Genomic DNA, 12,376 nt, shown 5'->3' with positions numbered 1-12,376 from the left:
AACTCCTCCCACGCTTCCTGACGCCGGCCACGTGTCGGCGCATTTGCGTTTGGCGCCTATCAAAATTTGTAAAAAGTTGCTTGTGTATACCTTTTATTTGTCACTAATTGAAAACCAACCTTGATGTCGCACAACAACTGGGAGGTGATTGTGACACACGCAACTCGGACGGGAGTTGGACTCTTTCTCGGGGCAGTCCTTGGCACGCAAACCTGGGCCAACAGTGCCTGCGATGCCAATGATGCCCTGATCATCGTTTCCGCGACCGACGACGGTCTCTACGAAGAAACTCATGGCCCTGAGAACGCGATCGACGGCGATTTCGATGCCGACTCGCGCTGGTCGAACCAGGGACAGGGCGCGGCGAAGAGCCTGCTTCTGGATCTCGGCGCCACGCAGACACTGAAATCGCTGTCCATTGCCTGGCACAAGGGCGACAGCCGCAAGTCGGAATTCTATGTGGAGGTCTCAGCCGATGGCACGACCTTCGAAACGCGTATCCCGACGCGACAGTCCGGCGGCACCACCCTTGACCTCGAACCCTACGATTTCGACGATACAGCGGCGCGGTTTGTTCGCATCGTCGCCAATGGCAACGAGAGCAACGACTGGAACAGCATCGTCGAAGTTGCCGCCTTCGGCTGTGGCGTCGCTGTCGAGAAACCTGAGCAGCCAGTGCTGACCGAACGGAAGGGCAGCGGGCTCTTTGGCCTTGATCCCGACAAGACGCCGGGCGAGAACTTCGACCTGACCGGCTGGTACGTCACCACCCCGGCCGACGATGATGGCGACGGCAAGTCCGACAGCGTCTACGAAAACGAGCTGGCCGCGGGCTGGACTGACCCGAGGTATTTCTACACCGACCCGGCAACCGGCGGGATGGTGTTTCGCGTGACGCCCGCCGGCGCGAAGACCTCCGCGAACACCAGCTACACCCGGACAGAGTTGCGCGGCATGCTGCGCAAGGGCGACTACGCGATCGCCACACGCGTGGACGGCGGTTTTCCCAACAAGAACAACTGGGTGTTCTCGTCCGCGCCACTCTCGGCGCAGGCGGCAGCGGCAGGTGTCGATGGGAAGCTGACCGCGACACTGGCCGTGAACCAGGTAACCCGGCAGGGGAAGGCCTATCAGGTCGGCCGCGTCGTCATTGGCCAGATCCACGCCAAGAACGACGAACCGATCCGGCTCTACTACCGAAAGCTGCCGCAGAACAAGTACGGCTCGATCTACTTCGCGCATGATCCGGAGACCGGAAAGGAAGTCTGGGTCGATGTCATCGGCAGCCGCGGCGACCGGATCGACAATCCCGATGACGGGATCGCGCTGGACGAGGTCTTCACCTACGAAATCGAGGTCAAGGGCAAGCCGGAGGGCGATAGCATCATTCCGATGCTGCACCTGAAAATCATCCGCGACGATGGCAGCGAGGTTGCCGCTGAGCCGTTCGACATGCGCGACAGCGGTTTCAGCGTCGAGGACGAGTTCATGTTCTTCAAGGCCGGCGCCTACACCGGCAACAACACCAGCCCGGAACCGGAGACCGATTTCGACCGGGTCATCTTCTACAAACTCGACTACTCCCACGATCCGGCGCCCAAGGGGGATGGCAGCGGCTTCTCGAACCCCACGAAGGCGGCTGCCCCTGCCGAACCGGGGATCGTCTTCGAGGACAGTTTCGCCGATGGTGGCCGCGACGACGGCCCGGACGCGGCAGATACCAACTGGTGGACAACCAGTTCCAGCAGCGCCATCGAGGTGACCGAGGGCGCGCTCGGTCTGGTTTCCGGTGGGTCCGGTCGTGGCATCCGCACAACCTTCGCGCCGCAGGTCCTGTCAGAGGGGCAGACCCTGCGGGCCACATTCGAGTTCACGACGCCCGAAACCATAGGCACTGACCGGGAGTCCGCCTTCCGCGTCGGGCTCTACGACAAATTGGGTCGGCCCGAACTGGAAGGCGACCTGTCCGCCTCCTCGAAGCAGCCCAACAGGATCTACGATGGCCTGCCCGGCTACATGATCGATTTCGATATCGGCGTGTCAGACCCTGCGGCGGCGAACATCGATGTGCGCAAGCATAAGGACGATAGCCAAGGTCGGCTGCTGGGCACAACGAAGGGCTATGAGCGCCTTGGATCCGGAGGCACGCCGTATCAGTTCGAGGCCGGGACGGCCTATACCGGCGTGATGGCGGTCAGGAAGCTGGGCAACGGCATCGAGATCTCCGGTTCGCTGAGCAAGGACGGTGAGACCCTCTCGGAGTTCCGTCAGACCGACGAGGGCAGCGCACTGGATACCTTCGGCATGCTTGCCTTTCACGTGAACAGCAAGACGTTCGGCAGTTCCAAGGCAAAGGACACGCCAGACAACGGTCTCGATTTCACAAAGGTCCGGGTTGAAGTGCTGCCATGACGCCAATGACAGTCAGGGGCGAGCGTCGCTGACAGGTAGGGTTTCGGAACCGGGAGCGTGGTTCCGAAGCCCGACCGGCCCGGTGTCCCGGGCGCCCGCTATTGCGATACTCAACATAGGGATGGTTCACCGGCGCATTCGTGACCTGTGCGTCGGATCTGCCGTTGCCCTGCGGCCAGTCCGTGCCGCCACTGTTGCGCTGGCACACCGGCAAGTGTCGACTGCCGGCCCGAACCAACGAAGGCGGCGGTCGTCACTTTAGGTGCAGTGTATGGCACGGAGGACCGGACCGCCGTCCAATCGCAACCCCGCCCATTCCAAACGTGTCACTGGCGCAGATCCGATGAAACACGCGGGGTTCCGGGCGCCCGTCGGGACGGTCGTGCGGGCAGGAGCCGCGTGTTTCAAACAAGGGATGTCGGGTGAGCGCGGACAGGCGGCGCCATTGCACGCAGTCTCCTGCTGCCCTCGTCATGCCCTCGTCGGCAGTATTCTGCACTCAAACCCCGGGTTTTCGCGCCGACGACGCGACATCCCGCAGAAAGCCTGCGAGCAGGACACCCACGGCGCTTTCTGCCACTGCCCGCGCGTTACCAAACCGGGCGCCAGAATTGATGCGGGGTTCGGTTGGCACTGGGGAACTGCGACGTTTCGCGACCGAACGCAGTCGCCCTGAGAGTTCTGCTAAACGCAGCCCGCGTCAGGCCGGGACGACGCCCTTCGTGAGAATGATGTTCCCGTAGAAGCGGCGTTCACCGGTCTGCACAACCGCGTATGCCGACTTTGCGGCCTCGTAGAATGCAAAGCGCTCGACGGGGGTGATCGAGGCTGCCGTGCCAGCGGTTTCGTCAATGATGCGTTGGAAATCTGCGACGGCCTCCGGAACTTCACTCGGGTCACCTACGACCTGCATCGAGATTGCCGGGTCCTCCGCATACGTGTCCAGCGGCATGACAGACAACACGGCTTTCAGGGCACGGGAGGCATCCACCCCGTCGAGCCGGACCAGTTTGCTCGCACAGCTGTCTCCTGGAAAGTTGGCGTCGGCGATAACGATGCGGTCGCCATGGCCCATGGCGCGAAGGATGTAGAGCAACTGCGGCGACAGGATGGGGTCTAGGCCGATCAGCATGGCGGCACCTTTCTTCGGGTTTCAGGTCGTTTCAAGGTCATAGAAGGCGGTCGCGGTTTCGCCGAGGATGGCTGCCCGGCCCCTCGCGTCACACCCCGATATCATCTGGTTCACGCTGTCGAACCATTGGATGTAGGAGCCGACATGCTCCAACACCGGCCAGTCGCTGCCCCACATCAGGCGGTGCGGGCCAAAGGTCTCCAGAAGGTGATCCGCAACCGGTTGCAGACCCGCGGTCGTCCAGCCCCGCCCCTGCTCGAATGCGATGCCCGAGATCTTGCAATGGATACTGTCGATTCCGGCCAGCCGAGCCATCCCGTGTTTCCAATGCGCGTCGGGGCGGGCGCGGTTCGCGATGATGGGTTTGGCAGCGTGATCCACGACGATCGAAAGATCGGGCAGGCGATCCGCCAATTCGGCGATTGCCGTAAGATGACGCGGCACGATCAGCGCATCGAAGCGCAAACCGAGCCCCGGCAAGTGGCGCAGCGCCTCTAGGACCTCCCGCCGGAGAACCCAATTGGTGTCCTCGATACCTTGCAGGACGGGGCGAACCCCCTTGACCAACGGTATCTCGGAGAGCCGTTCCAACTCTGAAACCGCGTTCGGTGCCGCAAGGTCAAGCCATGCCACGATGCCGCGCACGCACCCGGATGCCTCGGCCGTGTTCAGAAGGAACTCGTTCTCCGTGACGGTTTCAGACGCCTGAACGAGAATGGTTCCGTCGATCCCAAGCGGCTTCAGGTAGGGCTCCAGGTGGTGTGGAAGGAAGTCGCGACGAAGGCCAGCGATGGAATCGTCGATCCAGTCATAGACGCCGCGGTCCAACTGCCAGAAATGCTGATGCGCATCGATGATCACGGCTCTTCCCCCCAGCGCACCGATTGCAGAAGTGTCCGGCGGGCTTGATCCAGGTGGCTGTGAAATGCCCGGCGGGCAGCCGCGGTATCCCCCTCCGCCAGCGCCTCGATGACTGCGAGGTGAACTTCGATGGCGGCGAGGTTGCGTTCCTTCTCGTCGGATTTGTTCCAGCGGTAGTGGTAATGGAAGATCATCAAAACGACCGGGAAGAAGTCATAGACAAAACGATTGTTCAGGTATTCGAAGTTAAGCCGGTGAAAGGCCTCGTCCTGTCCCGGAAACTCAAGGTACCGCCTGTCGATGTCGGTGCGGATCGCCTCGAGTTCCGGCCGCATGGCCAGCAATGCCTTTTGCATTTCGGGGTCTGGACCGGCAGCCAGGAAGCGATCAAAGGCGAGCTTCTCCCAGGTTTCCCGCACCTCGAACACTTCCATTGCGAAGCTCCGGGTGAATCCCCGCAGGACCCAATGGCGATTGGGCTCTTTCTCGATCAGGCCGATACGGGAAAACCGGATCAGGAATTCCCGGACAGCCGACAGGCTGAGGCCGAAATCGCGTGCAAGCTCGCTTTCACGCAAAATGGTGCCCGGCGCCAAGTCGCCGCCGAGAACGTGCTCCATGAAGACGGTTTCGACCTGCTCGGAACGGCTGACAGTCTCATCGGCCGGGTAGTAGTCCTGCGGAGCCGAAAGGCGCAGGATCGCCTTGCGTCGCCCTTCCCATTGCAGGATTCCGACTTCCTGCAAGTGCTCCAGCACGGCCCGGACAGTGGTCCGGGTAATGCCGAGCAGGCTGGCAATCCGAGCTTCGGACGGCTGGCACTCACCAGCGCCAAACTCGGCAATCCGGTCGAGGCTTCGGTTATATGCCTCCTTGTAGATGACGTTGTCTCGGGACAAGTCCGTTTCCCTGTGTTCACCGCGTGGCGTGCTGGCTACATGACGCCGAATGTTTCGAAGGCGTGTTGTGCCGACATGCCACCGCGAATGGCCTTTGCAACCGCGCTTTCCGTTTCGGCCTTATCCAGAGCCCGTTCGATTGCCTCTTGCTCGCAGATCTGCGGAATGACCAGCACACCTTCTTCATCGCAGAACAGAAGATCACCGGGGTGAATGTCAACGTGACCGATGCGGACCGGCACACGACAGTCAAGGACCTTGCCCCTCACGCCCTGATCCTGCGCATAGGCACCGCGCGAGAAAACGGGGAAGCCAAGGCGCCGGATCTCCGCAGTGTCCCGGATGAAGCCATCGAGCACGGCTCCTGCCGCCTTGAGGTGCCGCGCGCGCGTGGACATGAGCCCTCCCCAAAGCGCGTAGTCGAGCGAAGCGCCGGTTGCGACATAGATCTCGCCCGGCTGAAGGTCGTCCAGGGCCGCGAACATCATGCCGAAGGGTTTGTCGGAGAGCGGTCCGGCGTCAACCCCGTCCGGATAGTCGGCCTCCAGAACCGGCATCGCCCGGCCGACGAGTTTCGTGCCGGGATCCAGTGGCAGGATTCCCTGCGGAAGGAACTGGTGTCGGTGCCCAAGCACGTCCAGCACATCGCCGACGACGGCAGTGAAAAGGCGTGTTCGGATCGTTTCGAAAAGCTGTGTGTCGTCCATATCTGGTCCTTCAGAATCCAGTCGCGCCACCACCGTCCACGAAGACGATCTGGCCGGTGATATACGAGGCGCCGGGCGAGGCAAGGAACGCAACCGTGTTGCCGACCTCTTCGGCTAACCCGAGCCGGGCCATCGGGATCCGGCTGAGGGTCTCCTGTTGCCGGGGAACGTCGCCCGCCGTGGCCTTGCGGTACAGGGCGGTATCGATCCAGCCCGGCGCGACACCGTTGACGCGGATATTGCGACCGGCAAGCTCTGCCGAAAACCCGCGTACAAGACCGGAAATCACGGCCTTCGCCGTCGTATAGCCGAGCACGAGCGGCTGCCCGATATCGGCCGTCATCGAGGATGAAAAAACGACGCTGGCCGGTGTCGAGCCAAACGCCTGCCGCACGAAGTGCCGGGTGAGTTCCACCGCCCCCCGGACATAGACGTCCATCACCGCGTCAAAATCCTCCATCTCGCTGTCCTCAAAGGGCTTCTTGATCGTGTTGCCCGCGTTGTTGACAAGGATGTCGATCGTCCCGACCCGTGCAGTCAGTTCCGCGAAACGCGCCGGCAGGCTTGCGAGGTCTGCGAGGTCGAGCGCATGGGCCTGTGCCGCCCCATTGATATGCGGCAGCGCCGCGTCCAGCACATCGGCGCGCCGTCCCGCAATGATCACCCGCGCGCCCGCATTGGCAAGAGCCTGCGCAATGGCCAGACCGATCCCGGTGCCGCCACCGGTCACGAGCGCGGTTCGACCCGACAGGCCGTATGTTCGGTCGAGAAATGCGGTTCTGATCTCGGCCATTCCGGAAACTCCACGACGGCCTTGAACGTCTTGTTTCGATTGGATTCCCACCATGCAAAGGACTCGCGTGTGTCGTTCCCGAAAAAGACCCGTAAGATCAGCCGGTCGCTCGGCTCCGGGTTGGCGGCGACAAAGGCGATCACGGCTTCAAAATCCTCGCGGGTGGCATTGCGGGAACCGTACATGTCCAGTTCCTTGAGGTTGAATGGCGCGGTATCGTAGGCGACCTTTTCCCTGACATGGCCCACGTAGGCGCCCCGTCCCGCGAAACTGGCCAAGTCGACAGCGGCAAGGAAGGTTTCGGGCAGGCCCACGGCCTTCACGGTCACATCCGCACCATTTCCACCGGTCAGGTCGCGAATGGCCGCCAGCGCATCCTGTTCCCCCGGGTCGATCACGGCCCTCCCTCCAAGAGACAGAAGCGCCTCGCTCTTGGCCTCCGAAATATCGTCGGCGATGACCTCAGCTCCGCGTTCCAATGCACCAAGCATTGCGCCGACACCGATAATGCCGCCGCCCAGCACAACGACCGTTTCACGCTGGTAGACCCGGTCGCGCGCAATGGCATGAAAGCCAACCGAAAGCGGCTCGATCAGCGCGAGGTGGCGGGCCAGGAGCACGTCGTTCAGGATCAGTTTTTCCCAGGGCACACATAGGAAATCGGACATGCCGCCATCCCGCTGCACGCCGAGCGTCGCATTGAACTGGCAGGCATTGACGCGGCCTTTCCGGCAGGCAGTGCAAGTTCCGCAGTTTGTATTGGGGAATATGATAGCATTGGCGCCGGGGGCGACTTCTGCGGGGACGGCAGCGCCGGTCTCGACAATCCGGCCCCCGATCTCGTGACCGGGGACACGCGGCAGGTCTGCCAGCGGGTTCCGTCCGCGAAAGGTATTCAGGTCGCTGCCACAGAGCCCGACGTGCCGCACCTTAAGCAGCACCTCTCCGGCCCCGGGGACGGGGGTGCGACCTCGCGGAACTCGGTCGTTTCGATGTCGCTGATCTGAGGCGCTCTCATGGCGGGCTCTCGGTGCGGAATTCAAGGGGGAGCCGGCCCCACGCGCGGCGGGGTCGGTCGGTTTTCTTACATGAAGTTGGCGACATTCTCTGCGGTGATCAGGATGCCGCCGATGGGTGTGAAGGCCTCGACCTCTTCGCCCTTGATTACACCCACGATGGCCTTGACCGATTCCTGGCCCAACTTGGTGTTGTCCTGCTTGATGTCAGCAGTTTGCACACCGGCGGCGATCGACTTCAGGTTGCCGGGGTTGCGATCGAAGCCGACGATCACCAGGTCTTCCAGCTTGCCAAGTTCCTTGGCGGCCGACACAGCAGCAAGCGCCATCGGGTCGGACTGCAGGAAGTTGATCGTCTTCCGGTAGCCGCACGCCTCCTGTCAGTCGCAGATCTGGAAGATCACGTTCAGGCAAGCCGCTTCGGCGGTGCTCTTCACACCGTCGCGGCGGGCGTTGCCGGTCTGGTGGCCCGCGGAGCCTCCAAGGATCAGCACCGCCCCCCCGGACACGTTGTCGGCGTTGAACTTTTCGGCGGTTCCGGCGGTGGCGAGGTTGTCGGTCTGCACAAGGCTGGAGATGTCATCGTCCTCGATGCCAATGTCCACGGCCACCAAAGGTTTGCTCTTGGCCATCTTGAGCGACTCGCCGAAGGAGCGGTTGTTAACCGAACCGATGGTGATGCCGTCGATGCCCATGTTAATGGCTCGGTCCACCGCGTCCTTCTGTGCTGCGGCGTCGGCCTGCGTGGCGGTGAGGTCGAGCAACTCGACGCCCATCTCCTTGGCCTGTGTCATGGTGGCTTCGCCCACGCCCCCCCAGAAGGGCTGGTCGGTGGAATAGCCGGTTTGGGCGATCCTGAGGTCTTCGGCCCATGCGGCACCGGTGATCATGACGGCGGTCATTGCCGTGGCGATTACCTTGATTTTGTAGCCCATTCTGGTTTCCTCCCTTGATTGGCTTGTCTTCGATTGCGTCGCCCATCCTTGAACTCCCCGGGGCGGCGCCGGACTTATCGTGTTCCGCGCTGCCAGACGTCCCACCAGACGGCGAGGATGATGATCAGCCCGATGGCGAAAAGCTCATAGGATTGCCCGCGCGAGCTTTGTGCGAAGTTGAGCTTGGAGACCTCCAGGATCGCTGCGATGCCCGCCATCAATCCGCCGATCATGTAGTACTTGATCCGCGAGCGGGCGACGTCGACGCCAGAGAGCCGGGCAACTTCTTCATTTCCGCCAATGGCATAAGCGTGGTTTCCGAACTGTGTGCGGGTCAGGAACAGCCCAATCAGCAGCGCCGCGCCGAACATGATCGAGATCGGCATCACGTAGCCCGATCCGAGCATCTGGTAGCTTTCGGGGAACCGCGTCAGGTCCTGGTAGACGGTCTCGATCCCGATATCCTTGGCATCCGAGGGCGAGGCGATCTGCACCTCGCTGCCGTCGAAGTAGACGGCGCCGGCATCGCGGCTCATGGCGCCGGTGATCGCCTAGACCAGGGTCGATTTGCCCGCACCGTTGTCGCCAACGATCGCCAAGAATTCACCCTGCCGCAATTCAAGGTCCACATAGTCCAGCGCCGTCACGCCGCCGAAACGCTTGGTAATCCCCCATGCCCCAAGCACGGGAACACCCTGGGTCAACTCGCCCATGGATCCTCCCTGCACGTTTCCTTCAAGTTGTTTTTATATGATCAAAAAATCATATGACTTGCCGTCAATGTTCCTTTCACGAAAGAATCGAACCGGGGAGGATCGGTGTTGATGGCCATGGATAAACCGGCGAGGCAGGACCCTCTCGTGACGAATGACGCCGACAACATCGGCGTGTCGAAACGGTCTGCCGCTGCGGGCAGCATTCAACAGGTCGGAACGCGGCAGGTGACGCTCGAAACAACGGTTGGCATGGGCCACAAGGTCGCCTTGGCACCGATCCGCGAGGGGCAGGACGTGATGAAGTACGGCTTTCCCATCGGGGTCGCGACTTGCGACATCGCGCCGGGCGCGCATGTGCATCTTCACAACTCCGCAAGCCGCTATACGGTCATCCGCGACCGGGAGTCAGAGAAATGACGGGGCAAGCGATGCAAGGCTGGCTGCGCGCCGACGGGCACAAGGGCATCTGCAACACGGTCGTCGTCGCCTATCTCGTGGAATGCGCCCACCATGTCGCGTGCGAGATCACCTGCCCCTTCGAAGGGCAGGATGTTCACGTGATCGGCTTTCCGGGCTGTTTCCCGAATGACTATGCGCAAGGGATGATGGAGGCGCTATGCACCCATCAGACCGTCGGGGCCGTGCTTTTGGTATCGCTCGGCTGCGAAAACTTCCAGAAACGGCGACTGCTGGAGGCCATCGAAACGTCCGGTCGCCCCGCACACCTGATCTCGATTCAGGACGCCGGCGGTACGCGGGCCTCGGTCACCGCGGGGAGGAACTGGGTCACGGATCCGATCAGGCAGATCGCCAACGTTCCGAAGGCGGAGATGACGCCTGCGGATCCGGTCATTGGAACGATCTGCGGCGGGTCCGAAGCGACCTCCGGGATCGCCGGGAACCCCGCCGCCGGCCGCGCATTCGACCGGCTGGTGGCCGAAGGGGCGACCTGCATCTTCGAAGAAACCGGAGAACTCATCGGCTTTGAACACGTCAAGGCAGAAGGCGCCGTGTCGCCGGAGCTTGGCGACGCCTTGGTGGAGACCGTTCAGAAGGCCGTCCGCTACTACGACACGATGGGCGACGGCTCCTTCTCTCAGGGGAATGCCGAAGGCGGCCTGTCCACGATCGAGGAGAAATCCCTCGGGGCCTATGCGAAATCCGGCGCCTCGCCGATCAGCGGCATTGTGAAGCCGGGCGAGCGGCCGCCAACGGCGGGCCTGTATCTCATGGACGTCGTGCCCGATGGCACGCCTCGCTTCGGCTTCCCGAACATCAACGACACGGCGGAGATCGTCGAACTGATCGCCTGGGGGGCGCATGCGGTCATCTTTGCCACCGGGCGCGGCTCCGCCGTTGGCTCGGCTATTTCCCCGGTGCTCAAGGTCTGCGCCAACCCGGAGACTTTCGCACGCATGGGCGAGGACATGGACGTCAATGCCGGGCGGGTCGTGCGCGATGCCGCCGGGCTCGACGAGGTCGACGCAGAAATCCGCGACAAGCTCGTGGCCCTCGCCCATGGCAGTCGCACCGCGTCGGAAGACCTTGGCCACCACGAATTTGCACTGACCTCCAAGGTCTTCGAACCTCTCGGCCCGGCCTGCCTTCAGGTGGCAGGATAGATCGCAACAGCCCAAAGCGCCCCCACCGAATCGGAGCAGTCCCATGATCGAGACCCGTCAGATCGCGAACACCGACGTCCGAGTGAGCAACGTTTCCCTCGGCTGCGCCAGCCTTGGAAACCTCTATGTCGAGGTCAGCGAAGAAGATGCAATGGCCGTGCTCGGGGCCGCCTGGAACCGGGGCATCCGCTATTTCGACACGGCGCCCCACTATGGTCGCGGACTGTCCGAGGTCCGGCTCGGGAAGTTCCTTGCAAGCAAGCCACGAGAGGACTTCACGGTTTCGACAAAGGTCGGCCGCGTCCTGACACCTGGAAAACCCCGGGATACGTCAGATGGCTTCATCAACCCACTCCCCTACGATGTCCACTACGACTACTCCGCCGAAGGTATCGAACGGAGCCTGTCGGGCAGCCTCGAACGTCTCGGTCTGGACCGGGTCGGGATCGTATACGTCCACGACATCGGCACCTACACGCATGGCGACGAAAACGCCCGGCACCTTGAGGCGCTGTTGACCTCCGGATTGCCACATCTGGAAGGACTCAAGAAGGCGGGCAAGATCGGCGCCTATGGGCTAGGCGTGAACGAGAACGAGATCTGTGTGGACATCATGCGCCGCCACCCGATCGACGTAATCCTTCTCGCCGGGCGCTGGACGCTGCTGGACCGGAGCGCGGAGGCAGAATTGGCACCGCTCTGCGACACCACGGGGACGAGCCTTGTTCAGGGCGGCGTCTTCAATTCCGGCATCCTCGCAACCGGTCCGCGACCGTCCGCGACCTTCAACTACGAGCCGGCCTCCGAAGAAATTCTCGACAAGGTGAGACGTTTGCAGGCCAAGTGCGAAGCTCTCGGCGTGGAGATGCCCACGGCAGCACTCCACTTCTGCAAGACCCGCCTAAACGTGGCCAGCGTGTTGCTTGGCACGGGCAAGGTGACGTCGCTGTCCCGAAATCTCAACGCCTTGAACGCGCGCCTTCCCAAAGCCATCGACCAGGAGTTGTTCGACCTGGGGAGGCTGACAAGGTGATGCCGGTGGCGGGTGGCTTTTGCCGATATCCGGGATGCCTTCGGCAGGAGGTCACAGAGGCGCTGAAGCCCCGGGTCAATTGAGTTGCCAACGCCGCCGACCTTGTTGGCACGCATACGGGTTTGCTCGGGCTGCGCGGCCCACCAGCGAGGCCAAAGGGTTTGTGACCAATTGATCGAAAGCCAGCGGTGGGGTTCACCCGGCCAAACAGGCGACAACGCTGACCCTGTCCGACCAACGGACGCGCCGA

The 12,376-nt window shown here is 62.4% G+C and carries 12 protein-coding genes and 1 pseudogene; 4 read left to right on the top strand and 9 right to left on the bottom strand.

Annotated features, from left to right (window positions below):
• Positions 1-150: 150 nt before the first annotated feature.
• A complete protein-coding gene (locus tag CLV78_RS14630) occupies positions 151-2,412 on the top strand; it encodes a polysaccharide lyase family 7 protein (protein WP_211300998.1) in 2,262 nt (753 codons plus the stop codon).
• Positions 2,413-3,112: 700 nt separating this feature from the next.
• Here CLV78_RS14630 and CLV78_RS14625 read toward each other — a convergent pair.
• The 9 genes and pseudogenes from CLV78_RS14625 to CLV78_RS24295 form a co-directional block, all read right to left on the bottom strand.
• Entirely contained in the window at positions 3,113-3,544 is a 432-nt protein-coding gene (locus tag CLV78_RS14625; RefSeq protein ID WP_106205573.1) for an RbsD/FucU family protein, read from the bottom strand.
• Between the two features lie 21 nt (positions 3,545-3,565).
• Entirely contained in the window at positions 3,566-4,405 is an 840-nt protein-coding gene (locus CLV78_RS14620; protein WP_158263543.1) for an amidohydrolase family protein, read from the bottom strand.
• Positions 4,402-5,304 (bottom strand): GntR family transcriptional regulator, encoded by a 903-nt coding sequence (locus tag CLV78_RS14615; RefSeq protein WP_106205571.1) that lies wholly within the window; start codon positions 5,302-5,304, stop codon positions 4,402-4,404. Before CLV78_RS14615 ends, CLV78_RS14620 begins: the two co-directional genes overlap by 4 nt.
• Positions 5,305-5,339: 35 nt before the next feature.
• Entirely contained in the window at positions 5,340-6,011 is a 672-nt protein-coding gene (locus CLV78_RS14610; RefSeq protein WP_106205570.1) for an RraA family protein, read from the bottom strand.
• Positions 6,012-6,021: 10 nt separating this feature from the next.
• Positions 6,022-6,804: an SDR family NAD(P)-dependent oxidoreductase gene (locus CLV78_RS14605; RefSeq protein WP_245925076.1), complete on the bottom strand. Its 783-nt coding sequence runs from the start codon at positions 6,802-6,804 to the stop codon at positions 6,022-6,024.
• Positions 6,738-7,745 carry a zinc-binding dehydrogenase gene (locus CLV78_RS14600; RefSeq protein ID WP_211300997.1) on the bottom strand — a complete coding sequence of 336 codons (1,008 nt, stop codon included), beginning with the start codon at positions 7,743-7,745 and terminating at the stop codon, positions 6,738-6,740. The genes CLV78_RS14605 and CLV78_RS14600 overlap by 67 nt, the downstream gene beginning before the upstream one ends.
• A 143-nt stretch (positions 7,746-7,888) precedes the next feature.
• A pseudogene (locus CLV78_RS24530) lies at positions 7,889-8,710 on the bottom strand (sugar ABC transporter substrate-binding protein).
• Positions 8,711-8,829: 119 nt separating this feature from the next.
• Positions 8,830-9,291, bottom strand: coding sequence for an ABC transporter permease (locus CLV78_RS14585; RefSeq protein WP_106205567.1), 462 nt, complete (start codon positions 9,289-9,291; stop codon positions 8,830-8,832).
• Positions 9,292-9,306: 15 nt separating this feature from the next.
• Positions 9,307-9,468 carry an ATP-binding cassette domain-containing protein gene (locus CLV78_RS24295; RefSeq protein ID WP_146136701.1) on the bottom strand — a complete coding sequence of 54 codons (162 nt, stop codon included), beginning with the start codon at positions 9,466-9,468 and terminating at the stop codon, positions 9,307-9,309.
• Positions 9,469-9,615: 147 nt separating this feature from the next.
• On the opposite strand from CLV78_RS24295, the gene CLV78_RS24525 reads away from it, so the two are divergent.
• From CLV78_RS24525 to CLV78_RS14570, 3 genes are read left to right on the top strand one after another with little or no spacing between them, the layout of a single operon-like run.
• The gene (locus tag CLV78_RS24525; protein WP_158263542.1) at positions 9,616-9,888 is read left to right on the top strand and encodes a UxaA family hydrolase; all 273 of its coding nucleotides are present in this window, start codon (positions 9,616-9,618) and stop codon (positions 9,886-9,888) included.
• Positions 9,885-11,093 (top strand): UxaA family hydrolase, encoded by a 1,209-nt coding sequence (locus CLV78_RS14575; RefSeq protein ID WP_106205565.1) that lies wholly within the window; start codon positions 9,885-9,887, stop codon positions 11,091-11,093. Before CLV78_RS24525 ends, CLV78_RS14575 begins: the two co-directional genes overlap by 4 nt.
• A gap of 43 nt (positions 11,094-11,136) precedes the next feature.
• Entirely contained in the window at positions 11,137-12,126 is a 990-nt protein-coding gene (locus CLV78_RS14570; protein WP_245925070.1) for an aldo/keto reductase, read from the top strand.
• Positions 12,127-12,376: the final 250 nt, after the last annotated feature.

Origin of the sequence: Aliiruegeria haliotis, assembly GCF_003003255.1 — a bacterium.
GTDB classification, from domain to species: Bacteria; Pseudomonadota; Alphaproteobacteria; order Rhodobacterales; family Rhodobacteraceae; genus Tropicimonas; species Tropicimonas haliotis.
The sequence above is the reverse complement of the archived record's forward strand: the minus strand, read 5'-3'. Positions and strand labels throughout refer to the sequence as shown.

Bases quoted from the DNA above. Each gene is read 5' to 3' on its own strand.
- CLV78_RS14575 (WP_106205565.1), top strand. From the start codon at position 9,885: ATGACGGGGCAAGCGATGCAAGGCTGGCTGCGCGCCGACGGGCACAAG.
- CLV78_RS14605 (WP_245925076.1), bottom strand. From the start codon at position 6,804: ATGGCCGAGATCAGAACCGCATTTCTCGACCGAACATACGGCCTGTCG.
- CLV78_RS14625 (WP_106205573.1), bottom strand. From the start codon at position 3,544: ATGCTGATCGGCCTAGACCCCATCCTGTCGCCGCAGTTGCTCTACATC.
- CLV78_RS24295 (WP_146136701.1), bottom strand. From the start codon at position 9,468: ATGGGCGAGTTGACCCAGGGTGTTCCCGTGCTTGGGGCATGGGGGATT.
- CLV78_RS14585 (WP_106205567.1), bottom strand. From the start codon at position 9,291: ATGAGCCGCGATGCCGGCGCCGTCTACTTCGACGGCAGCGAGGTGCAG.
- CLV78_RS14610 (WP_106205570.1), bottom strand. From the start codon at position 6,011: ATGGACGACACACAGCTTTTCGAAACGATCCGAACACGCCTTTTCACT.
- CLV78_RS14570 (WP_245925070.1), top strand. From the start codon at position 11,137: ATGATCGAGACCCGTCAGATCGCGAACACCGACGTCCGAGTGAGCAAC.